This is a genomic window from Rosenbergiella sp. YN46 (genome assembly GCF_036620675.1).
Taxonomy (GTDB): Bacteria; Pseudomonadota; Gammaproteobacteria; order Enterobacterales; family Enterobacteriaceae; genus Jejubacter.
In genome coordinates this window covers 59,250-81,161 of record NZ_JAZHEE010000014.1, presented here as the reverse complement: position 1 = coordinate 81,161, position 21,912 = coordinate 59,250, and the positions used below count along the sequence as shown (strand labels likewise).

20 protein-coding genes are annotated in these 21,912 nt (G+C 49.0%); 12 read left to right on the top strand and 8 right to left on the bottom strand.

The annotated features are described in order from the left end of the window. Positions 1-238 precede the first annotated feature (238 nt). The 5 genes from rfaQ to rfaY all read left to right on the top strand — a co-directional run bounded on the left by rfaQ (position 239) and on the right by rfaY (position 5,491). Complete coding sequence (rfaQ, locus tag V3W49_RS12245; protein ID WP_500145786.1) at positions 239-1,297, top strand: lipopolysaccharide core heptosyltransferase RfaQ; 1,059 nt, start codon at positions 239-241, stop codon at positions 1,295-1,297. After that, entirely contained in the window at positions 1,294-2,418 is a 1,125-nt protein-coding gene (locus tag V3W49_RS12240) for a glycosyltransferase family 4 protein (RefSeq protein ID WP_500145785.1), read from the top strand. The genes rfaQ and V3W49_RS12240 overlap by 4 nt, the downstream gene beginning before the upstream one ends. Further along, complete coding sequence (rfaP, locus tag V3W49_RS12235) at positions 2,411-3,208, top strand: lipopolysaccharide core heptose(I) kinase RfaP (RefSeq protein WP_500145783.1); 798 nt, start codon at positions 2,411-2,413, stop codon at positions 3,206-3,208. The genes V3W49_RS12240 and rfaP overlap by 8 nt, the downstream gene beginning before the upstream one ends. A 531-nt stretch (positions 3,209-3,739) precedes the next feature. Next, the gene (gene waaO, locus V3W49_RS12230; protein ID WP_500145781.1) at positions 3,740-4,753 is read left to right on the top strand and encodes a lipopolysaccharide 3-alpha-galactosyltransferase; all 1,014 of its coding nucleotides are present in this window, start codon (positions 3,740-3,742) and stop codon (positions 4,751-4,753) included. 18 nt (positions 4,754-4,771) lie between these two features. Further along, a complete protein-coding gene (rfaY, locus tag V3W49_RS12225; protein WP_500145780.1) occupies positions 4,772-5,491 on the top strand; it encodes a lipopolysaccharide core heptose(II) kinase RfaY in 720 nt (239 codons plus the stop codon). 1 nt (position 5,492) lies between these two features. Here rfaY and V3W49_RS12220 read toward each other — a convergent pair whose 3' ends face one another. Then, on the bottom strand, positions 5,493-6,464 hold the full coding sequence (locus V3W49_RS12220; protein ID WP_500145778.1) for a glycosyltransferase family 52: 972 nt from the start codon (positions 6,462-6,464) through the stop codon (positions 5,493-5,495). Positions 6,465-6,900: 436 nt separating this feature from the next. Here V3W49_RS12220 and V3W49_RS12215 point away from each other — a divergent pair, with 436 nt between their 5' ends. Beyond that, entirely contained in the window at positions 6,901-7,914 is a 1,014-nt protein-coding gene (locus tag V3W49_RS12215) for a glycosyltransferase family 8 protein (protein WP_500145776.1), read from the top strand. Positions 7,915-7,958: 44 nt separating this feature from the next. Next, positions 7,959-9,248: an O-antigen ligase family protein gene (locus V3W49_RS12210; protein WP_500145775.1), complete on the top strand. Its 1,290-nt coding sequence runs from the start codon at positions 7,959-7,961 to the stop codon at positions 9,246-9,248. 14 nt (positions 9,249-9,262) lie between these two features. Here V3W49_RS12210 and V3W49_RS12205 read toward each other — a convergent pair whose 3' ends face one another. From V3W49_RS12205 to rfaD, 4 genes are read right to left on the bottom strand one after another with little or no spacing between them, the layout of a single operon-like run. After that, a complete protein-coding gene (locus V3W49_RS12205) occupies positions 9,263-10,255 on the bottom strand; it encodes a glycosyltransferase family 2 protein (RefSeq protein WP_500145774.1) in 993 nt (330 codons plus the stop codon). A gap of 25 nt (positions 10,256-10,280) precedes the next feature. Continuing rightward, positions 10,281-11,249 carry a lipopolysaccharide heptosyltransferase RfaC gene (gene rfaC, locus V3W49_RS12200; protein ID WP_500145773.1) on the bottom strand — a complete coding sequence of 323 codons (969 nt, stop codon included), beginning with the start codon at positions 11,247-11,249 and terminating at the stop codon, positions 10,281-10,283. Between the two features lie 3 nt (positions 11,250-11,252). After that, on the bottom strand, positions 11,253-12,299 hold the full coding sequence (rfaF, locus tag V3W49_RS12195) for an ADP-heptose--LPS heptosyltransferase RfaF (protein WP_500145772.1): 1,047 nt from the start codon (positions 12,297-12,299) through the stop codon (positions 11,253-11,255). Between the two features lie 15 nt (positions 12,300-12,314). Continuing rightward, positions 12,315-13,247: an ADP-glyceromanno-heptose 6-epimerase gene (gene rfaD / locus V3W49_RS12190; protein ID WP_500145770.1), complete on the bottom strand. Its 933-nt coding sequence runs from the start codon at positions 13,245-13,247 to the stop codon at positions 12,315-12,317. 230 nt (positions 13,248-13,477) lie between these two features. Here rfaD and kbl point away from each other — a divergent pair, with 230 nt between their 5' ends. From kbl to V3W49_RS12175, 3 genes are all read left to right on the top strand, one after another. Continuing rightward, positions 13,478-14,674 (top strand): glycine C-acetyltransferase, encoded by a 1,197-nt coding sequence (gene kbl / locus V3W49_RS12185; RefSeq protein WP_500145769.1) that lies wholly within the window; start codon positions 13,478-13,480, stop codon positions 14,672-14,674. 16 nt (positions 14,675-14,690) lie between these two features. Further along, complete coding sequence (gene tdh / locus V3W49_RS12180) at positions 14,691-15,716, top strand: L-threonine 3-dehydrogenase (RefSeq protein WP_500145767.1); 1,026 nt, start codon at positions 14,691-14,693, stop codon at positions 15,714-15,716. 268 nt (positions 15,717-15,984) lie between these two features. Continuing rightward, a complete protein-coding gene (locus V3W49_RS12175; protein ID WP_500145766.1) occupies positions 15,985-17,022 on the top strand; it encodes a glycosyltransferase in 1,038 nt (345 codons plus the stop codon). Here the strand turns inward: V3W49_RS12175 and V3W49_RS12170 are convergent. The 3 genes from V3W49_RS12170 to gpmM are packed head-to-tail and all read right to left on the bottom strand — an operon-like array spanning position 17,005 to position 20,841. Beyond that, positions 17,005-17,994 carry a divergent polysaccharide deacetylase family protein gene (locus V3W49_RS12170; protein WP_500145765.1) on the bottom strand — a complete coding sequence of 330 codons (990 nt, stop codon included), beginning with the start codon at positions 17,992-17,994 and terminating at the stop codon, positions 17,005-17,007. The genes V3W49_RS12175 and V3W49_RS12170 overlap by 18 nt on opposite strands. Positions 17,995-17,997: 3 nt before the next feature. Beyond that, positions 17,998-19,284, bottom strand: coding sequence for a murein hydrolase activator EnvC (envC, locus tag V3W49_RS12165; RefSeq protein WP_500145764.1), 1,287 nt, complete (start codon positions 19,282-19,284; stop codon positions 17,998-18,000). 9 nt (positions 19,285-19,293) lie between these two features. Continuing rightward, complete coding sequence (gene gpmM, locus V3W49_RS12160) at positions 19,294-20,841, bottom strand: 2,3-bisphosphoglycerate-independent phosphoglycerate mutase (protein ID WP_500145762.1); 1,548 nt, start codon at positions 20,839-20,841, stop codon at positions 19,294-19,296. A gap of 251 nt (positions 20,842-21,092) precedes the next feature. Between gpmM and V3W49_RS12155 the strand changes: the two genes are divergently transcribed. Then, entirely contained in the window at positions 21,093-21,530 is a 438-nt protein-coding gene (locus tag V3W49_RS12155; RefSeq protein WP_500145761.1) for a rhodanese-like domain-containing protein, read from the top strand. Positions 21,531-21,553: 23 nt separating this feature from the next. Next, positions 21,554-21,805: a glutaredoxin 3 gene (gene grxC / locus V3W49_RS12150; protein ID WP_500145759.1), complete on the top strand. Its 252-nt coding sequence runs from the start codon at positions 21,554-21,556 to the stop codon at positions 21,803-21,805. The last annotated feature ends 107 nt before the right edge of the window (positions 21,806-21,912 follow it).

Below are 21,912 nucleotides of genomic sequence, written 5' to 3'. Positions count from 1 at the left end.
GCTTCTCTTTTCTGCGGTGTCTTTCTCTGAGGTGATGGAAAGGTTGTATCATTTTGTAATAAAAGAGAAATATGATGAATAGCACAAAAAACATTCAGCTCGGCTTAATGCACAGGAAGTGGTACACTAGCGGACTAAATTCGAGAAGCGGGTCAGTGAACAGGTAGCTGTAAAGCCTGGGGCGGTAGCGTACCCTTTTGTTACGACTGGCAGTGTCTGATTAGCTAAAGAGATGCTTGTGGAAAAGCCATTTAACAGAATTCTCATCATCAAAATGCGTTTTCATGGAGATATGCTGCTAACCACGCCGGTTATCAGCACGCTGAAGCGGCGCTATCCCGATGCGCAAATAGATGTCCTGCTTTACCAGGATACTATTCCGATTCTTTCAGAAAATCCGGAGATCCACGCCCTGTACGGTATGGCCAGGAAAGGCTCAGGAACGAAAGAGAAAATCAGTAATTTCCTGAGTCTGGTGAAGACACTGCGCGCCCGGCATTACGATCTGATTGTGAATCTGACCGATCAGTGGATGGTTGCACTGCTGGTGCGGTTGTTGCCGGCCCCCATGAAGATTTCGCAGGATTATTCGCATCGCCAGTCTTCTTTCTGGAAGAAGAGTTTTACACATCTGGCGCCATTTAGCGGTCAGCATGTTGTGGAGCGTAATCTCTCAGTCCTGGCACCGCTGGGTATCAGCGATATTTATCTGGATACCACGATGAGTTACCGCCCCGAGCACTGGGAAAAGCTTCGCGTCCGGCTTACAGAGCAGGGAATTATCGGACGATATGTTGTTATCCAGCCTACGGCCAGGCAGCTGTTTAAATGCTGGGATGACGAGAAATTTTCTGCCGTGGCCGATGCGCTGCAGCAGCGCGGTTATGCCGTTGTACTGACCTGCGGCCCTGGGGAAGAGGATTTAGCCTGTGTCAGGCGTATCGCTGAAGGGTGTCAGCATCAGCCTGTAACGGCGCTGGCGGGTAAAACACGCTTCCCTGAACTGGCGGCGTTAATCGATCATGCGGCACTGTTTATTGGAGTCGATTCAGCGCCGATGCATATTGCAGCGGCGGTCAAAACTCCCATTGTCTGCCTGTTCGGTGCTACCGATCATGTGTTCTGGCGCCCGTGGTCGGATAACGCGATTCAACTCTGGGCCGGCGATTATGAACCTATGCCGGAACGTCAGGAGCGGGAACGCAGTAAAAAATATCTCTCCGTTATTCCGGCACAGGATGTGATTGCCGCAGCGGATAAACTGCTGCCCGATACGCCGCAAGAGGCAACGTCATGATTGTCGCCTTCTGTCTCTATAAATATTTTCCCTTTGGCGGCTTACAGCGCGACTTCTTGCGTATTGCCAACACGGTAGCGGCTCGCGGCCACAAGGTTCGGGTTTACGTTCAGTCCTGGAGCGGTGAGAAGCCGGAATCGCTTGATATTATTCAGGTGCCGGTGACGTCCCGCACCAATCATGGGCGCAATGCACAATACTATGAGTGGGTACAGGCGCACCTGCGGCAGCATCCGGCGGATAGCGTGGTCGGCTTTAATAAAATGCCCGGGCTGGATGTCTACTATGCTGCCGATGTCTGCTACGCCGAAAAAGTGGAGCGCGAGAAAGGTTTTTTCTATCGCCTGACCGGGCGCTATAAGCACTATATGGCGTTTGAACGCGCGACCTTTCAGCATGGAGGGAAGACGGAGCTGCTGATGCTGACAGATAAGCAGGTTGCCGATTTCCGTAAGCACTATCATACCGAGCCGGAACGCTTTCATATTCTTCCCCCGGGGATTTATCCGGATCGCAAGTACAGCAATCAGCCGCTGGATGCCCGCCGGGCAGTGCGCGAAAAAAACGACATTGGTCAGGATGAGTATCTGGTGCTGCAAGTGGGGTCCGATTTTAAACGTAAAGGCGTGGATCGCAGTATTCGCGCCCTGGCGGCATTGCCTGAGTCGATACGCCAGCGCACGCGATTGATGGTGGTTGGGCAGGATAAACCGGGGCGCTTTGCCCAGCTGGCGGAGCAGCTTGCCGTTGCCGGCCAGGTTAGCTTCTTTGCCGGGCGAAACGATGTCTCGGAGCTGATGGCTGCGGCCGATCTGCTTATTCATCCCGCTTATCAGGAAGCCGCTGGCATTGTACTGCTGGAAGCCGTCGCCGCTGGTTTGCCAGTACTGGTCAGCTCGGTATGCGGTTATGCCCACTATATCGCTGACGGCCTGTGCGGGGCTGTGATTCCGGAGCCGTTCGATCAGTCTCAACTGAATGCGCGGCTGCTCGAAGGCCTGCAAAACGAAGAAATACGCCAAACCTGGGCAGCGGCGGCGCGTCATTATGCCGACACGCAGGACTTATACAGTCTGCCAGAAAAGGCGGCTGACATTATAGTAGGTAAGGGGCATGGTTGAGTTAAAGGCGCCTTTTGACACGCTCTGGCAGGGCAAAGATGCTTTTGCTGAAGCATCGCAGTTACAGGGCGATGTCTTTCGCGAACTGGAAAGTCGGCGAACGATACGCTTTGAAGTAAATAACGCCAGCTATTTCCTGAAATGGCATCATGGCACTAGCCTTAAAGAAGTGGTGAAGAATTTAATTTCTCTGCGGCTGCCGGTACTGGGGGCGGATAGAGAATGGAAGGCTATCCATCGGCTGAAAGCGCTCGGCGTTGATACTATGGAAGGCGTCGCTTTCGGTCAGAAGGGGCTTAATCCGCTACGGCGTACCTCATTTATTATTACTGAAGATTTATCACCGGCTATCAGCCTTGAAGATTATTGCGCTAACTGGATTGCCCATCCTCCCGCCCTGGCGATTAAGCGAATGCTGATTCACCGTCTGGCATCCATGGTGCGTCAGATGCATCAGGGAGGGGTGAATCATCGGGACTGCTATCTGTGTCATTTTTTACTGCGCCAGCCGTTTAACGGAACCGAACAGGATCTGAAACTTTCCGTTATCGACTTGCATCGGGCCCAGATTCGTCAACAGGTACCTCGTCGCTGGCGTGACAAGGATTTAATTGGGCTGTATTTTTCTTCACAGAACATTGGACTGACTCGCAGGGACGTTTACCGCTTCTTAAAAATTTATTTTTGCCGGCCTTTGCGCGAAGTGCTGGTTAATGAAGCGGAGTTAATCAGAAAATCGGATGCGAAAGCTGAGCGTATTCGTGAGCGTACGCTGCGTAAATCACTCTAAAGGCTATATTCGCACGTGGGTTTATTAATGCCTGGTGGCATGGAAATGATTATCCATAAGGTCATTAAGACATTTATGAGGGATACGCCGGCTACAGATTGCCGGATGTTTTTCTTCTGTCATAACGACTGTATGTATAATGGCTGCCAGAAGACGCAGGAGTGAGTTATTCATACTCCACAACAGAAATTAGTGTGCCAGGTTATATTCAGCATATTCGTAACTTCGCCAGTTGGTTACGCGCGAAACAACCTGATGCGGTGCTCTGTATTGATATGCCTGCCTGCGGGGGAATTGTGCTCGTGTGCGAACGGGGATGCGTTTTCCCCTGTTCTCCTGGCCCCATTTTTCACTGGATAATAAGAAGCACGCGGAATGCCTGATTCATACCGATTCACATTTAGTTATTAGCAGGGAAGGCTTGAAGGTCGATCGCGAAGCGATTAAAGCCTCTATACATCGTTGTTATGATTGGGTTTATTTCGAAAAACTGGAACAGATAATTGTTAACTATACAGAGAATGCCGTGTAATGAACCCTACCTATTTTAAAGAAGAGGAAGTAATCCGTTCGGTAATGGATTTTAATTATCGTTCCGATGATTCAATATCTTTCGATATTGCTTATGGCATTGATAAAAACTTTCTGTTTGGGTGTGGTGTATCGATAGCATCAGTGTTACTTGCTAATCCGCAGATAGACTTTACATTCCATGTATTTACAGATTTTCTTGATGTGGGTGACAGAGCTAAATTTGAGGCGCTGGCAAAACAATATCATTCCCGGGTTATCGTTTACCTAATTGATTGCGATCGGTTAAAATCATTGCCCAGTACCAAGAACTGGACTTATGCAACCTACTTCCGATTCATTATTGCCGATTATTTTTCGGGAAGATCTGAACGTGTCCTGTACATTGATGCTGATATTGCCTGCCAGGGCAGCCTGCAACCGCTGATTAACCTGGAATTTAACGACGAAATTGCTGCGGTTGTATCGGAAGGCGATCGCGAGTGGTGGCGTCAGAGAGCTGAAAGGTTGGATGCCCCTGCGCTGGCAGACGGTTATTTTAATGCAGGCTTTCTGCTTATCAATATTCCACGCTGGAATGATGCCCGAATCTCTTTACGAGCTATCGAAATGCTTAACGATCCGGAAATAGTAGCCAGGATCACTCACCTTGATCAGGATGTTTTGAACATCCTGCTAGCGGGGAAGGTCAGATTTATTGATTCGGTATTCAATACCCGATACAGCATTAATTATGAGTTAAAAGATAATTTTAAGCATCCTGTTACTGATAAAACGGTGTTGATTCATTATATTGGGCCAACAAAACCATGGCATTGTTGGGCGGATTATCCTGGGGCTGTCCCCTTCTTTCGTGCGAAAGAAGCTTCACCATGGTCAAACGCTCCTCTCCTTAAACCTCAAACTAGCCATCAAATGAGGTATTGTGCGAAGCATCAACTAAACCAAAAATTTATTTTTGATGGAATAATATCCTATATAAAATACTTTATATATAAGATAAAGAAATTATAACCAGAGTAAGTGATAAATATGATTTCCGAAAAGAAAATTAAAGGACTGACGGTCTTCATAAAAGATGGAGACAGTTTTTATGAGCAGGTTCTTAATGACTTCCTGAGTTATCGCTTGAAGGTTATAAAAATATTTAGATCAATTCCTGATACCAAAGTTTCACTCATTGATACTACGCGTGGACCTATGGTGCTGAAGGTTTTTGTACCCCAGGAGAAAAAAGCGGAACGTTTTTTCAAGTCATGTGTGAAAAAAGATTACTATGAGAACTTGATTAAGCAAACCGATCGTGTCAGGAATGAAGGTGTTACCAGCGTTAATGATTATTATCTCCTGGCGGAGAATAAGATATTAAATTATGCCAGGGTTTATATTATGCTAATAGAATATATTGAAGGGAAAGAACTCAATGAATATAAAGTTATTCCGGAAGAAATAAAAGATGGAATTAGGGAAGAGATAAATATATTACATCAACACGATATGGTATCAGGGGATCCCCATCATGGTAATTTTATCATCTCTGATAAGGGAGTTAGACTGATCGATCTCTCTGGGAAAAAATGCACTTCAGTTCGGAAGGCTAAAGATAGAATTGATCTGGAAAGACATTTTGGGATTGAAAATAAGCTGAAAGATCTTGGTTATTATAGGCTCATTTATAAGAAAAAAGTCCGATTTTTATTTAAGAGAATAAAGTATCGTATCGGACTCTCGAAGACACCACCTCATCGTTGAGCTATATCGTTATCAAATTAAAATTTTCATCGCAAAGATCTGTGATTTTAAAGTTATGACTATCTTTTAGATACGGGGATTGTAGGGCATAATTTTTAATGTTTTTGATTGAAGATAGATTAAACTGAGTGGTATTAGCAAAACCATACAGTTCAATGCTATTGCCTACTTTTAGTAGCTCCAGTATTTCTTCTTCTGCAATACGATTGGAAGATATTGTCTTTACGCCAGGAAAATATTTTTTCTCATCTCGCGGATGTGGAATATAAATATCAATTTTATATTCGTCGATGAATGCATATACCGCGTTAATAAGTTTTTGTGTATCAGCTTTACTTCGAGCTTCTTGTTGATAAACTGTACCTAAAAGTATTTTTATTACCTTCTTGGTGTTTGATTTCTCTTCATTTCTGAGTAATGTCCAGTTGGATGCCAGATTAATATATTTTGTATTTGAGATGAGATTATCTTTGTTTTCAAAGATAGTATAATGAGTTTTTATCTCTCTCATTATATCGGAAGCATGAATAGATCTCCCCATAATTGAATGGGATATTCTTTCCCACTTAGTCGGAGACTCAATGCGATAGATGGAACTTTGCTTGTTAAGATTACCAATTCCGTCATCGAAAGTGATCAAATTATCATATGTTATCTGTGATAATATATGATGTATCGATGATTTTTTTATATTCGCTAAATAGACAGTAGAAAAATGGTGAACGCCAAGTTTGTTTATAATTTTCTTAGCTATTAGTGTTTTTCGTATGGTTTTAAACCATCCATTTAAACGCGGATCTTCAAGGGCTACTCTGTTACTGGCAAAATGACTTAGCTGCTCAATATAATGTTGTGATTTTTTATTTTTTATATCACCAAAATAAATAAACATGGCGTTCTTTATATTTTCTTCTTCTATGATCCGCCGTGCTATTATCATTTGTAAATTAGTCATGCAGATAAAAAGATTCATCCTAATTTCCTTAATGGACGGAGAAAAATGTCAGATTAATAATGTTTTGGCGTTGGTGGCTGTTTAATCTGTTGATAACCATTTACGCAATTGTATTTCTGTATGTGTTAAAGTGATTGACACTTTATGCTATTTTGTAGAAAAGAGCAACCTTTGACAGATTTAGTCTATCAATGTGTTTTTTGTAACTCATTGTTTTTTATCTTGTTATTTGTGTTCTGGTATGTGGTGAGCAAATAATAATCCCTCTTGTTCCCGGAAGTTAGATCATCTTTACCTATAACCAGGTTTGGTAACCCATATGTACAGCTTAATTTTTCGATAGAGACTATGTTGAAAGTGATATAACAGGATGTTGTATTCTTATTGGCTGAATATGTTGGGCATAAGCAATAATATGAATTTTCAAGATTCAGAAGTCTGAGGACAGTGTAATATGCTGGAATTTATAAAAGAAAAATATAATTTAGGCCCGGATAAGGAATATCGCAACAAATCGGCTTTGAATATTTCTTATGGTGTAGATAAGAATTTCCTTTTTGGCGCAGCTATCTCTATGGCTTCTGTCTTTGTACATAATAAGCATGTTCCTGTCGTTGTTCATCTTTTCACCGATTATATTGATGATGATTACTTGCAACGCTTTGAGTCGATGGCGAGAGCATTCTCCGTAGAAATTATCATTTACTTAATAGACCCTGAATGCTTTTCTCATTTGCCTACTTCTTATGTATGGTCATATGCAACTTACTTCAGATTATTATCATTCGACTATTTGAGTCGATATATATCAAATGTTCTATATCTTGATGCGGATGTTATCTGTAAGGGAAAACTGGATTGTTTTCAACAATTATCATTTTTAGATGGGGAATATGCTGCGGTTATTCCTGATATTGAGTCAATGCAGGAAAAAAGTGCTATTCGTCTAAAATGGCCAGAAATCGAAGGTAAATATTTCAATGCTGGTGTTATATTCGTAAATCTTACTAAGTGGCATGAGGAAAAATTAACTTCACTTTCCTTGAAGTATTTATGCGGCGATAGCGAGTATGGTAGGTTGAAATATCTTGATCAAGATGTATTAAATATTATTTTTGGTATGAATAATATCTATCTTCCCAGAGATTATAATTGTATTTACACAATAAAAAATGAATTAAAAGCTAAGGATGAGTTTGCTTATCGAAAAACGATTAAGGATTCAGTGATTCTTATCCATTATACTGGGGCAACTAAACCATGGCATCAATGGGCTGATTATCCATCAGCAAAATATTTCCTGGATATATGGAAAGTTTCGCCATGGTCCGATGTTCCTTTAAAACAAGCTGAGAAACTTGTTGAATTCAAGAAAAAATATAAACATGAGCTTAGACAGAAGCGTTTTCTTTCTTCAATGATTAGTTGTATTCGATACAATTATATTAAATCGAAGAGTAAAAAATAAATTATCATTCAAGTAAAAATTTTAAGAACTAATGATCTTTAATTATGGGAGATGTGAAGTTGAGTGCTGGATTGCGATTACACTATGGGTTTCCTAAGATAAGTTATTTTTTGGGACTTGCTTCGATATTGTTATGTTATTTATCTATGCTTTTGATCGTTTACTTTCCTGGTGAGGCGGTAAAAGTATTACATTTTGGAGGTATCATTGCTTTTCTGGCTATACTTTCTTATCCTCAACAATATTTAAAAAATAGGGTATGGCTTATTTCTCTGCCTCTTTTTGTGTTAGCCATTGTTGACTTAAGCTGGTATGAGACGTTTAAGTTTTCTGGCTCTGTAAATTTAGACTCATATCGAGGGCATTTAGATTTTGGGAAAAATGCTCTTTTTAGTTCAGTTGCTCTGATGGTTGTTACAAACTCAAAAATAACAAAGATTATTGAGAAAAAATATTATCTTATTGTGGCAGTATTATCGCAGTTTATGGCCTTAGCCTATGCGGTATATCAGCATCACTTTCAGGGGATTGAGCGATCTGCGCTTGCTTTGGAAAATGGGGCAAATGCAACAGGAGCCGCCTATACTATTACGTTCTTAACTTTATTCTCAGTTATAGCTATATTGTATTCTGGGGTTAAGCATAAGAACTTATATTTTCTTTCTTCATTCGCTGTAGGTTTTTATACTGTTTCATTAACAGGCACTCGTGCGGCGTTAATTACATTACCTGTTTTATGTCTGGCAATGTTTATTTGCTATGCCAGAGTGTGGGGGAAGTTTGGTATAAAGAAAGGTATCATATCTACTTTAGTTATTATAGTGTGTTTATTCGCCACAAAAAACATTTTTGTAGAGCGCTATGATAACCTGATGTCTGATATAAATATGTATCATAATAATGATAGCAATACGTCATTTGGTGCTCGTTTAGCGATGTGGGAAGCTGGATATATTTCGGCTGATGGCCATTTGTTTTGGGAGTCAACCGAGAAAAGAAATGACAAAATAAAAAAACTTGCAAACCAGAATAGAATATATGAGGGAGCTTTGCCTCATATGCATGCACATTTGCATAATGATTTTATTGAGACTCTTTCGCTAAAGGGGTGGAGCGGCGTTTTTATCTGGCTGCTATTTTTTGCAGGTGCTATAAAGCTTATTTTTACTGTTCATGAAAAATATGCGCTACTGATTTATTTTCTTGGTGTATTTATCTATGGTCTGGCTGATGTTATGTTTTTCTCTAAAAATATAAGCCTTGGCTGGCTTGTTCCTTTAATTCTCATATTGTCATATCTTTCGAAGAAAAATGATAATAAAGGAATTGGTTAAATTAAAGGGGGATGTTATCCCCTTAATTTTTTCCTGTTAATACTAAGGAAGGAAACTATTCTCCATAAAATGGTACTTTGGGTTTTTAGGATTATGATTTTCTTTTTCCTTTTGCTATCATTTATTTTTGCAAGTACTTTTCGTGGCATATCAAGATAACCGTCATGAATTAATTGTTTTGCTAATTCAAAGTTATGGGTTAGCATGACTCGCCATAAGTAACTCAACTGGCTATCTAATTGCTCAAGCTGAAGCAATGTAATAATATCTTCTCTGTCAGGGTTACTATACAGAGAGGATATTTTATTGCGGATTGTACACATTGCAACTATGTTGTTTTTATAATCTTTTTCTTTCCATTGGGCGTTGGTCACAGAATCGTTACGATATAAGTGATGGTAGAGGTATTTTTCTACGGCATATATTCTTGTGTAACAGAGAATGGTGTAAATAAACAAAAGGTCTTCGCCCAGAGTTAAATCTTCATCAAATAATATGCTATGACTTGTTAGTAACTCCTTTCTTACCATGAGACAGCCAACATGAAAAGATAGCTCTTTTCGTAACCTTTTATGTAAAACGTTTGTTTCGCTAAATATCTGAGGCTGCCTGCGACTCCCTGTTTTTCCCCATTTGTAAAACCCGCAATAAATAACATCCCCGTTCGTTTCTTCTTGCCTTTTTACTAGTTCTGCGAGGAAATTGGGTTCCACTCTATCATCGCTGTCCACGAAAACGACAAATATCCCCTTAGCGTTACGAATACCGGTGTTACGGGCAGATGATACTCCGCGATTGGGTTGATTAATAATGTTGATATCGGAAAAATCTGATGTATGTTTCTCTACCGTTTCATATGTTAGATCGGTGGAGCCGTCATTCACCACGATGACTTCAAAATTTTTATATGTTTGTGTTTTAAGCGCTGTCAGAGGAACATGGATAAAATCCTGTGCATTAAATGCAGGAATGATGACAGACACTTTGGGTTGAGAAATCTCAGGCATAATCTATCCGGTAATCATATCCATGTTAGAATATGGCATAGGATGCCACTTTATCCATAACCTGTTGAGCGTAAATCGTCTGTGTTTCTCCCCCCTCCCCGCAACACGCCACCTGATTCTTCCCATAACCGCCAATCAATCCCGGGTCGGTAGGGCCATATAACGTAATATTGGGTCGATCGAGCGCAGCGGTCAGATGGCTCAGCCCGGTATCGACCGAGACTACGAAACGGGCACCAGCCAGCTCTCTGGCGACCTCTTCAAGACTCATTTTTGGCAGCACTTCTACGTAATCGAAGCCTTCCGCCAGCCGCCTGGCTCTTTCCTCTTCATGGGGGGCCCCCCATGGTAGCTTAATGCGCAGACCGCTGTCGGCCATCAGGGCGATCAGCTCGCGCCAGTGGGCTTCCGGCCAGTGTTTGTCATCGCGCGTGGTGGCGTGCAGGAAGACGGCGTAATGTCCGGCATCCGGATTCAGGTGGTTGAGGAAGTGCCGGGCAATGGCATAGTCGCCCTGGGTTGCCGGTTTGTCATAGCCCAGACTTTTGGCGAACAGCTCCCGTGTGCGCTCTACGGCGTGCTGCGGCTTCGCAATTCGATGGCGCTGGCTATAGAACAAACTGGCCAGCGGCTCGCGGGCGCTGTGCCAGTCCATACCGTGTTTGGTTCCATGGGCCAGACGTGTCACCAGCGCGGCGCTTTTCAGTAGTCCCTGGGCATCAATAACGGCATCGTAGTTAACCGCCTGCAGCCTGGTGCGAAATGCCTGGCGTTCGGCCTTTATCGGCGCGGAAAACCAGGCTTTGCGCCAGCGGCGTAGCGCTACCGGGATAACGTTATCCACGGCGTCATGCCAGCCCGGGATCTGCGCGAAACCTTCCTCCACCACCCAGTCAAAATGAATGCCTCTAATTGCCCGGGCGGCATCGGTTAATGCCGGCAGGGTATGCAGCACGTCGCCCATCGATGAGGTTTTCACAATCAGTACCCGCATCCGTTACGGCTCCTCGCTCTGCATCAGCTCATGAAGCTCTTTTAACACCTTTTCCGGCTGAATATCGATAAGGCTTTGATGATAGCCCTCTTCACCGTCTCCTTTGCGTACCCGGTAGTAGCCACTAATCAGACGAATCACCCGCGCCTTGTGGGAGAGCGGCGGCGTAAAGTCCGGGCTGCTGGGGCCGTAAAGCGCGACCAGAGGGCGATCGAGCGCAGCCGCGACATGCATTAAACCCGAATCATTCGTGACCACGGCCTGACAGGTGGCAATCAGTATCACCGCCTGATCCAGCTCGGTATCGCCAGCCAGATTATGGCACCAGGACTGCTGTTCCCGGGGCAGGGCGGCACAGATTTGATCGCCGGCTTCCCTATCTTTCGCCGAGCCGAACAGGGCAACCTGGAAGCCTTCGTTAATCAGTGATTCGGCCAGGCTGGCGTAGTGATAATGCGGCCAGCGCTTGGCGGGGCCAAATTCAGCGCCGGGACAAAAACCAATAAGCGGTCGCGTATCAGATAGCGAAAACGCGGAGCGCGTCTGACGCTTTTCGGCTTCGCTGACCTGTAGCTGGGGCCACAGCAGCGGTTGTGGCAGATCCCGGGCGGATTGCATCACGCCCTTATCGAAAGCCAGCGCCACGTAACGCTCTACCATTAGAGGCCAGGCCTGTTTGTCCAGCGCCCGGATATCGTTCAGTAGCCCATAGCGCATTTCACCGCGCCAGCCGGTACGCTGGGGAATACTGGCAAACCAGGGGACAAGGGCGGATTTCAGGGAGTTAGGCAGTACAAATGCCCGATCGTAGCGGCGCGCACGCAGGCTGATGCCCAGGCGACGACGCTCGCCGATAGCCAGCGCGCCGTGGCCCAAAGGCATTGGGATAGCCTCGTGAACCTCCGGCATGCGGGATAACAGAGGACGGCACCACGCGGGCGCCATCACATCGATTATCGCCTGGGGATAGCGCGCCCTGAGCGTGCGATATAGACTCTGCGACATCATCATGTCGCCCACCCATGACGGGCCGATCACCAGTATTTTCATAGACCAGGCTACCTGTTAAGCGTCGCGGTTCAGCCAGGCCATATACTCCGTTACCCCTTCGGCGACGGTCTTAAAGGGTTTGTCGTAGCCTGCGGCGCGCAGGTTGGTCAAATCGGCCTGGGTAAAAGCCTGATAGCGCCCTTTAAGCTTATCCGGGAACGCAATATATTCGACGCTTCCCTTCTTATGGAACGCCAGTGCAGCGTCTGCCACGGCCTGGAAGGATTCCGCCCGTCCGGTACCACAGTTGAAGATGCCGGAAACGCCATGCTCCAGGAACCAGAGGTTTACCGCCGCAACATCGCCCACATAGATGAAGTCGCGCTTAAAGCCGTCGCTGCCTTCAAACAGTTTCGGGCTTTCGCCGTTATTCAATTGGGTGTTGAGGTGGAAGGCCACGCTTGCCATGCTGCCCTTATGGCCTTCTCGTGGGCCATAGACGTTGAAATAGCGAAAGCCAACGATCTGCGATTCGGCTTCCGGAAGAATACCGCGTACATACTGGTCAAACAGGAACTTGGAGTAGCCGTAAACGTTCAGCGGCTGTTCGTATTCGCGAGACTCGATAAAGTCGCTGGAACGCCCGCCGTAAGTGGCCGCGGAAGAAGCATAGAGGAAAGGAATCTTACGTTCCAGGCAGTAGTGCAGCAGCTCTTTGGAGTACTGATAGTTGTTATCCATCATGTACTTGCCATCCCACTCGGTGGTGGAGGAGCAGGCGCCTTCGTGGAAGATGGCTTCGATGTCACCGAACTCTTCGCCCGCCATAATCTGGATCAGGAAATCTTCTTTATCCATGTAGTCGGCGATATTCAGGTCGGCCAGGTTGACGAACTTAGTGCCGTCCTTCAGGTTATCGACCACCAGAATATCGCTGCGGCCCTGGTCGTTCAGAGCTTTAACAATGTTGCTGCCGATAAAGCCGGCGCCGCCGGTTACAATGATCATAAGCATTAACCTTTAAGAAGTGGGGCCGGGGAACAGTTCCCGACGCTAATGTCTCTTATCATATCATCTCATCGGTTAGCCGACAGCCGCCGGAAAAAACGATGACGCTTAAGTTTTCCCGGGTAGTCGTGATTTATGCTGCAAAAAGCATAATCCCTGAAGCGTCATCTCGTATCAGGGTATAGCTTTGAGTAAGATGTGCCACAGTATGCCATGTATGGAGAATCGCAATGCGAGGGGATTTTTATCAACAGTTATCGGCCAGTCTGGATGCGGCGCGCGCAGAGGGGCTGTTCAAGGAAGAACGTATCATCACCTCCGCGCAGCAGGCGGATATTACGGTGGCGGATGGCAGTCATGTCATTAACTTCTGCGCCAATAACTATCTGGGGCTGGCCAATCATCCGGCGCTGATTGATGCGGCGAAGGCGGGGATGGATCGCCACGGCTTTGGTATGGCGTCGGTACGCTTTATCTGCGGCACCCAGGACAGTCATAAAGCGCTGGAGCAGCAGCTGGCGGCGTTCCTGGGAATGGAAGATGCCATTCTGTACTCTTCCTGCTTCGACGCCAACGGCGGTCTGTTCGAAACCCTGCTGGGGCCGGAAGACGCCATTATTTCCGATGCCCTTAACCATGCCTCCATTATCGACGGCGTACGCTTGTGTAAGGCGAAACGTTATCGCTACGCTAATAATGATATGCAGGAGCTGGAAGCGCGTCTGAAAGAGGCCCGCGCTGCCGGGGCGCGTCATGTGATGATCGCGACCGACGGGGTGTTCTCTATGGATGGCGTGATTGCCAATCTTAAAGGCGTATGTGACCTGGCGGATAGGTATGACGCTCTGGTGATGGTGGATGATTCCCACGCAGTGGGCTTTGTCGGTGCCAACGGTCGCGGTACTCACGAATACTGTGACGTGATGGGGCGGGTGGATATCATTACCGGTACCCTGGGTAAAGCGCTGGGCGGCGCTTCCGGTGGTTATACCGCGGCGCGTAAAGAGGTGGTGGAGTGGCTGCGTCAGCGCTCGCGCCCTTATCTGTTCTCTAACTCTCTGGCGCCGGCGATCGTTGCGGCCTCGATTAAAGTACTGGAGATGCTGTCGTCTGGCGATGAGTTGCGCAATCGGCTTTGGGCCAACGCGCGCCTGTTCCGCGAAAAAATGACTGCGGCTGGTTTTACGCTGGCAGGGGCCGACCATGCCATTATTCCGGTGATGCTGGGCGATGCGGTGGTGGCCCAGAAATTTGCCAGTGAGCTTCAGAAAGAGGGGATTTACGTGACCGGCTTCTTCTATCCGGTAGTGCCGAAAGGCCAGGCGCGTATCCGCACTCAGATGTCGGCTTCCCATACGCCGGCGCAGATTGAGCGTGCGATTGACGCATTTACTCGTATCGGTAAACAGCTGGGCGTAATTGCCTGATCCCGAGGATGACGCAATGAAAGCATTATCGAAACTGAAAGCGGAACAGGGCATCTGGATGACTGATGTTCCGGAGCCGGAACTGGGTCACAACGACCTGCTGATCAAAATTCGCAAGACCGCGATTTGCGGAACCGATGTTCATATCTACAACTGGGATGAGTGGTCTCAGAAAACCATTCCGGTACCGATGGTGGTGGGGCATGAATATGTGGGCGAAGTGGTCGGCGTTGGTCAGGAAGTCAAAGGTTTCAGTATTGGCGACCGGGTATCCGGGGAAGGGCATATCACCTGCGGACATTGCCGTAACTGCCGTGCTGGTCGTACCCATCTGTGTCGTAATACCATCGGCGTAGGGGTTAACCGTCCGGGCTGTTTCGCGGAATATCTGGTGATTCCCGCCTTTAATGCCTTCAAGATTCCGGACAATATCTCTGACGAGCTGGCTTCTATCTTCGATCCGTTTGGCAATGCGGTGCATACCGCGCTGTCGTTCGATCTGGTAGGAGAGGACGTGCTGGTTTCCGGTGCTGGCCCCATCGGGATTATGGCGGCAGCGGTGGCGAAACACGTCGGCGCTCGTAACGTTGTGATCACCGATGTCAACGAATACCGTCTGGCGCTGGCGCGTGATATGGGCGTGACCCGGGCGGTTAATGTCAGTCAGCAGAGCCTGGGGGAGGTGATGGCCGAGCTGGGCATGAGCGAAGGTTTTGACGTCGGGCTGGAGATGTCCGGCGCGCCTGCGGCTTTTCGCTCCATGCTGGATACCATGAACCACGGCGGCCGTATCGCGATGCTGGGGATTCCTCCGTCGGAGATGGCTATCGACTGGAATAAGGTTATCTTTAAGGGGCTGTTTATTAAAGGCATCTATGGTCGTGAGATGTTTGAGACCTGGTACAAAATGGCTGCGCTGATTCAGTCGGGGCTCGATCTCTCACCCATCATTACCCATCGTTTCTCTATCGATGACTTCCAGAAGGGCTTTGACGCCATGCGGTCGGGGCAATCCGGAAAAGTGATTTTAAGCTGGAATTAAATAAGAAAAAGCCGGAAGTTCCGGCTTTTTTATTGCGATAAATCTTAGTTGAATGATCTTTTTGTCAGTTTTTGTCATTGCTTTCAATAATAAGTAAGCCCGCCCTGCTCTTATATCTTTACTTTCTCATGGTCTATTAAATTAAGTTTTCTTAATAAAACATTCCTGACTCATACGAATGTTCTGGGAAACAGCAGGCTTAATATTTCTTTAATAAAGAACCTGTATTACTAAACGCACACTCACAGACCACCAGGATAAGAATTTAATGAATGATAGCCGAAAACTGAGCATTATTATGCCGTTATATAATGCCGGTAATGACTTCATCGTTTGTATGGATTCACTGCTGGCGCAAACCTGGCGCGACCTGGAGATTATTATTGTTAACGATGGATCGACCGATAATTCGGGTGAACTGGCGCAGCGCTATGCTGATGCGTATCCCCATGTTCATCTGATACACCAGTCCAATGGTGGGGCATCCGTCGCCCGTAACCGCGGGATGGAAGTCGCCAGCGGCGACTACGTGGCTTTTGTGGATGCCGACGATATCGTCTATCCCATGATGTACGAAACGCTGATGAATATGGCGCTGAAGGATTCACTGGATGTGGCCCAGTGCAATGCCGACTGGTGCGATCGCCGTACCGGCGATACCTGGCTTTCAATCCCCACTGAGCGTTTGCGTTCCACTGGCGTACTGAGTGGCCCTCAGTGGCTGCGTCGGGCGCTGGCCTCTAAACGCTGGACGCATGTGGTCTGGATGGGGGTTTATCGCCGGGAATTAATTAATCAGTTGAATTTGAAATTTATTCCCGGGTTGCATCACCAGGATATTATCTGGAGTACCGAATTTATGTATAACGCCAGGCGCGCGCGTTATATTGAACAGCCATTATATAAATATTTCCTGCACGAGCAGTCGGTCAGTCGGCTTAAGCGACGCGGTGGAAAAAATGTTGCCTATCAGCGTCACTATATAAAGATCACTCAGTTGCTGGAAAAAATGAACCGCGACTATGCGGGAAAAATCACCCTGTATCCGGAATTTCATCAGCAAATTACCCGCGAGGCGCTGCGGGTATGCCATGCGGTGCGTAAAGAGCCTTCGCCTTCCGCCCGTCAGGCGATGATTCGGGAAATTATTGAAAGCGGAACCCATCTGCGAATGCTGCGTAACGTACGCAGTCCGCAGATGGGTTATCAGGTTGTGCTGTGGCTGGCGCGCCTCTGGAATATACGTCAGGGGGGACGACGCGCCATGGCCCGGGCAATGCGCCGCAGGCTAGCTTCTTTTTGGTAGCTTCTGGTTTTCCGGCTGCCGGGGTGCGTTATTCATGGCGCGTCCCCAGCCTCGCCACTGATTCTGGAAATAGTTCACCAGCGAACTCTGACTGATGCTTTCGCTCAACACGTCGAAAAAGCGGGTCATCGGCACCGGTTGTGGCACCTGCCGGCTGTTGCAAAGCTTCGCGCTGCCGCGGAACGGGTTACGCGGCGCTTTGGCCGGTGACGGCGTGGCTGAGCCAGGCGCTGCGGTGCCAGGCTGTGGCTCATTGAGCAGATCGCTGGGCCGTACCAGCTGGATATCCGGCGGTAATCGATAAAGCTGCTGCTGGAGCACGCGAACGGTAACCGGGTGCGGATGACCGATAGCGATGGCGTGGCCGTGGCGCCGGGCAAAGGTGATGGCGCGATCGAACTGGTGGCGTACTTCGGCTTCGTCCTGCTTATCGTCAAGGAAGATATTACGCCTGATGACTTTGATGCCGGTTCCGGCAGCGGCACGCGTCGCCTGAGTGCTGCCGATAGTCACGCTATCCAGAAAATAGAGCAGGTTGTAGTTTTCCAGGGTCTGCATCACTTTCTGCATACCGAACAGGCTGGAGGTCATGGCGCTGCCCATATGATTATTCATGCCAACCGCCCCGGGCACCTTCTGGACGGCGCTGCGGATGATGCGTTCGATCTCGGCACTGCTCATATCCGGGCGCAGCGTATCTTTTTCCAGCGGCTGTTTGCTGATGGGGGCCATCGGCAGGTGAATCAGTACTTCGTGTCCCGCCTGATGGGCTTTCAGCGCCATCTCCCTTGCATGAGGGGCGTTGGGGAGTACCGCAACCGAGACCTGAGTCGGCAGGGCGATAACCTGATTTTCCTGATGCGGCCGATAGCCGAAATCATCGATGACGATGGCCAGTTTAGCGGCGTGGACAGGGGCCGCCAGCGAGAGCGCGGCGGTAAGGGCGAGCATGACGCGGCGAAATTGAAACAAAACTTATCTTCCCAGCCATGGTAGTGGATTGACGGCCTGACCCTGGCGACGGATTTCGAAATAGAGCGACGGTCGGCCCTGACCGCCACTATTACCCACCAGCGCGATAGGCTGGCCCGCACGCACCTGAGTGCCTACGTTGACCAGTGCGCTCTGGTTATAGCCGTAAAGGCTCATATCGCCTTTACCGTGCTCCACGACGACAACCAGGCCGTAGCCCTGTAGCCAGTCGGCGAGGATCACCCGGCCATCGGCGATGGCTTTAACTTCGGAGCCTTCGGAAGCGCCGATAACGATCCCCTTCCAGCGCAGCTCTCCCTGTAACTGTTCGCCAAAGCGATGCAGCAGCGAACCGCGCACCGGCCAGCGAGCCTGGCCGCGCGGCGACCCCAGACCGCCGGTACGCGCCATCAGAGAACGTTCGCTCTCCGTCGGCTTATAGGTACTGCCTTTGCGTGAAGCCTCTTTCTGGCGATCGCGCACTTTCTGCGCTTCCCGGGCTTCCCGCTCGGCTTTGGCTTTTGCGGCGGCCGCGGCGCGCGCGATACGATCGCGCATGCGCGCTTCGTTCTGGCGCAATTCGCTTAGCTGCTGCTGGCCTTTTTGAATTGAGGATTCCAGGCTGTCGACGGTTTTCTTACGTTCGTTACGGGCCGCTTCCAGCCGTCGCTGCTGGGCTCGCTGTTCATACAGCAGCGTTTGCTGACGCGACTGTTTCTCTTCCAGATCGCTCTTTTGCGCATCGACTTCGGCCCGGGTTTGCTGCAGGCTGGCGATGGTTTCCTGGCGGGCCTGATTCAGATACCCGAAATAGGCCTGCAGGCGCTGGCCGCGCTGGCTTTCTTCCCCGCTCAGGATCAACTGAATACCGGTATGCTGCCCCTGACGAAACGCGGCGTCGAGCTGTGCCGCCAGATCGCGTTCCTGCTCCTTGCGCTGTTTTTCCAGCCGGGCGATGGAAGCGTTCATTTCGTCGATCTGGCTATTGAGGGAGTCCAGCACTTTCTGGGTTTCACGCAGCTTTCGGGCGGCGGTGGCTATCGCTTTTTCCTGAGCCTGAAGCTGCTCAAGCAGTCTGGCGCGCTGCTGCTGCTGCTGGCGTACTGCGCGCTCTTTGGCGGCGATATCTTGTTGAATCGATTTAAGCTGATCGCGATCGCTTGCGTGGGCGGGCGAAAGACATAGCAATACGCCAGCGCAGATTGCACTGGCGTAACTGAGAGGCCAGCCAGAGAATCGTCGTCCCGGCTGACAGCCCCTGATGATTGCAAAAATCGTCTTTCCCCTCATGGGGAAAGATTATTCCACGATGAACAGCGGCTTACCAGTCATCTCTTGCGGGATTTCCATTCCCATCAGGCTGAGCATGGTCGGCGCGATGTCCGAAAGTTTACCGCCGGCAATGGCATCGACTGCGCGATCGCCGACGTAAATCAGCGGTACCGGCAGGTTGGTGTGTGCCGTGTGAGCCTGTCCGGTAGACGGGTCGCGCATCTGTTCGGCGTTACCATGGTCGGCGGTAATCAGTAGCTGGCCGCCTGCGGTTTCCACCGCTTTAACCACTTTATCAATGCACTGATCCAGGGTTTCCACTGCTTTGACCGCTGCGTCGAATACGCCGGTATGGCCGACCATATCGCCGTTCGGGTAGTTACAGATAATGGCATCGTACTTACCGCTGGCGATAGCGCCAGTCAGTTTTTCAGTCAGCTCCGCAGAGCTCATTTCCGGCTGCATATCATAAGTGGCAACCTGCGGTGAGTTGATCAAAATGCGTTCTTCGCCAGCGAAAGGCGTTTCAACACCGCCGTTAAAGAAGAAAGTCACGTGTGCGTATTTTTCCGTTTCAGAAATGCGCAGCTGAGTTTTGTCGTGTTTCGCCATCCACTCGCCAAAGGTATTGAGCAGTGAGGCTGGTGGGTAGGCACAGGCGGTTTTGATGTCGGCGGCGTATTCGGTCAGCATTACGAAGTCGCAGAATTTAACCACTTTTTTACGGGTGAAGCCGTCGAAGTCGGCGTTCACAAAGGCGCGGGTGATCTGGCGGGCGCGGTCGGCACGGAAGTTCATAAAGATCAGCGCGTCACCATCTTCCATTGCGACGGCTTCTTCACCCGCGCTGCGAATTACGGTTGGCTTCACAAATTCGTCGTTTTCGTCGCGGGCATAGGCTGCCTGCAGACCGGCGACGGCGCTGTCGGCCTGGTATTCGCCTTCGCCCAGGGTCAGCAGGTTATAAGCCAGCTCTACGCGATCCCAGCGGTTATCGCGATCCATGGCGTAGTAGCGTCCGATCAGGGTGGCGATACGGCCTTTACCCAGTTCGGTGAACTTACTGGAGAAACGCTGCAGGGAAGATTCCGCGCTGCGCGGCGGCGTATCGCGGCCGTCCAGGAAGGCATGAAGATAGATTTTTTCTGCTCCGCGCTCTGCGGCCAGTTCTACCATCGCCATAATGTGATCTTCGTGGCTGTGTACGCCGCCGGCGGAAAGCAGGCCCATGATATGCACGGCCTTACCTGCGCAAACGGCGCGATCGACCGCGCCCGTTAGCGCTGGATTAGCGAAGAAGGCGCGATCTTTAATTTCCACATCCAGGCGGGTGAGGTCCTGATAAACTACGCGGCCGGCACCCAGGTTTACGTGGCCCACTTCGGAGTTGCCCATCTGGCGATCCGGCAGCCCGACTTCCAGCCCTGATGCGTCGATAAGCGTGTGGGGGCGGCTGGCCCACAGACTATCCATGACCGGGGTGCGGGCCTGGGAGATTGCGTTATCCTGCTGGTCTTCGCGATAGCCGTAGCCATCCAGAATGACCAGCACCATGGGTTTTTTTGAAGCCGACATTGCAAAACCTCATACGTCAAAGATAAAAAATTGGCGTAACTTTACTACAGACCCGACGCAAAAATAGCCGCAGAAGATCAAAGAAAGGGGCCTGAATCGCGAAGATCCCTCGGTGAATGACGGTTTTTTTACGTAACAGGCCGCAGAAACGCGATTACCTCCTGCTCCCTGGCTGTATTTGACACAGCGCGCAGGTATACTCCCCAACGGGTTTTTTCATCTACATCATCAGTCGGGAGTTGTTACCCCCCATGCAAGAGATTATGCAATTCGTTGGTCGCCATCCCATACTCAGTATTGCGTGGATCGCGCTACTGGCGGCCGTACTGTACACCACGTTTAAAGGACTGACCTCTAAAGTGAAGGTCATCACCCGCGGTGAAGCGACGCGCCTGATCAACAAAGAAGACGCCATTGTGGTGGATCTGCGTACCCGCGACGAGTTTCGTAAAGGGCATATCCCCAGCGCGCTGAACCTGCAGACCGCCGAGATCAAAAACAATAACCTCGGTGAACTGGAAAAACACAAATCCAGCCCCATCATTATGGTTGATGCCAACGGTGTGAACGCGCAGGATCCCGCCGGTCTGCTGAATAAGGCCGGTTTTGAGCGCGTCTTCGTGTTGAAAGAAGGCATTGCCGGCTGGAGCGGGGAAAACCTGCCTCTGGTACGTGGCAAGGGGAAATAAATCAGTTTATTGAGGGGGAGCTCATGGCCCATATTGAAATTTACACTAAAGCTACCTGTCCGTTTTGCCATCGCGCGAAAGCGCTGCTGGAAAGCAAAGGGGCCGCTTTTGAAGAGCTGCCCATCGACGGCGATGCGGCAAAGCGTGAAGAGATGATCGAACGCAGCGGCCGTACCACGGTACCGCAGATTTTTATTGATGCGCAGCACATTGGCGGCTGCGATGATTTGTTCGCACTGGATGCGCGCGGCGGGCTGGACCCTCTGCTGCGCTGATGCGGCCACCTGGAACCTCACTCTGAAACGTTCCGGTCGCGTCTGGCGGCGGCGAAAAGCAGGCGCCGCGGGCGTGGCCTGAAGTATGACGAGGATATTAAGGACAT

Excerpts from the sequence above, each read along its gene's own strand:
- V3W49_RS12205 (WP_500145774.1), bottom strand. The coding sequence starts at position 10,255 with ATGCCTGAGATTTCTCAACCCAAAGTGTCTGTCATCATTCCTGCATTT.
- V3W49_RS12210 (WP_500145775.1), top strand. The coding sequence starts at position 7,959 with ATGGGAGATGTGAAGTTGAGTGCTGGATTGCGATTACACTATGGGTTT.
- gpmM (WP_500145762.1), bottom strand. The coding sequence starts at position 20,841 with ATGTCGGCTTCAAAAAAACCCATGGTGCTGGTCATTCTGGATGGCTAC.
- kbl (WP_500145769.1), top strand. The coding sequence starts at position 13,478 with ATGCGAGGGGATTTTTATCAACAGTTATCGGCCAGTCTGGATGCGGCG.
- grxC (WP_500145759.1), top strand. The coding sequence starts at position 21,554 with ATGGCCCATATTGAAATTTACACTAAAGCTACCTGTCCGTTTTGCCAT.
- rfaY (WP_500145780.1), top strand. The coding sequence starts at position 4,772 with ATGATTTCCGAAAAGAAAATTAAAGGACTGACGGTCTTCATAAAAGAT.
- tdh (WP_500145767.1), top strand. The coding sequence starts at position 14,691 with ATGAAAGCATTATCGAAACTGAAAGCGGAACAGGGCATCTGGATGACT.
- waaO (WP_500145781.1), top strand. The coding sequence starts at position 3,740 with ATGAACCCTACCTATTTTAAAGAAGAGGAAGTAATCCGTTCGGTAATG.
- V3W49_RS12220 (WP_500145778.1), bottom strand. The coding sequence starts at position 6,464 with ATGAATCTTTTTATCTGCATGACTAATTTACAAATGATAATAGCACGG.
- rfaD (WP_500145770.1), bottom strand. The coding sequence starts at position 13,247 with ATGATCATTGTAACCGGCGGCGCCGGCTTTATCGGCAGCAACATTGTT.
- V3W49_RS12240 (WP_500145785.1), top strand. The coding sequence starts at position 1,294 with ATGATTGTCGCCTTCTGTCTCTATAAATATTTTCCCTTTGGCGGCTTA.
- V3W49_RS12215 (WP_500145776.1), top strand. The coding sequence starts at position 6,901 with ATGCTGGAATTTATAAAAGAAAAATATAATTTAGGCCCGGATAAGGAA.
- V3W49_RS12155 (WP_500145761.1), top strand. The coding sequence starts at position 21,093 with ATGCAAGAGATTATGCAATTCGTTGGTCGCCATCCCATACTCAGTATT.
- rfaP (WP_500145783.1), top strand. The coding sequence starts at position 2,411 with ATGGTTGAGTTAAAGGCGCCTTTTGACACGCTCTGGCAGGGCAAAGAT.
- V3W49_RS12175 (WP_500145766.1), top strand. The coding sequence starts at position 15,985 with ATGAATGATAGCCGAAAACTGAGCATTATTATGCCGTTATATAATGCC.
- rfaF (WP_500145772.1), bottom strand. The coding sequence starts at position 12,299 with ATGAAAATACTGGTGATCGGCCCGTCATGGGTGGGCGACATGATGATG.
- envC (WP_500145764.1), bottom strand. The coding sequence starts at position 19,284 with ATGAGGGGAAAGACGATTTTTGCAATCATCAGGGGCTGTCAGCCGGGA.
- rfaC (WP_500145773.1), bottom strand. The coding sequence starts at position 11,249 with ATGCGGGTACTGATTGTGAAAACCTCATCGATGGGCGACGTGCTGCAT.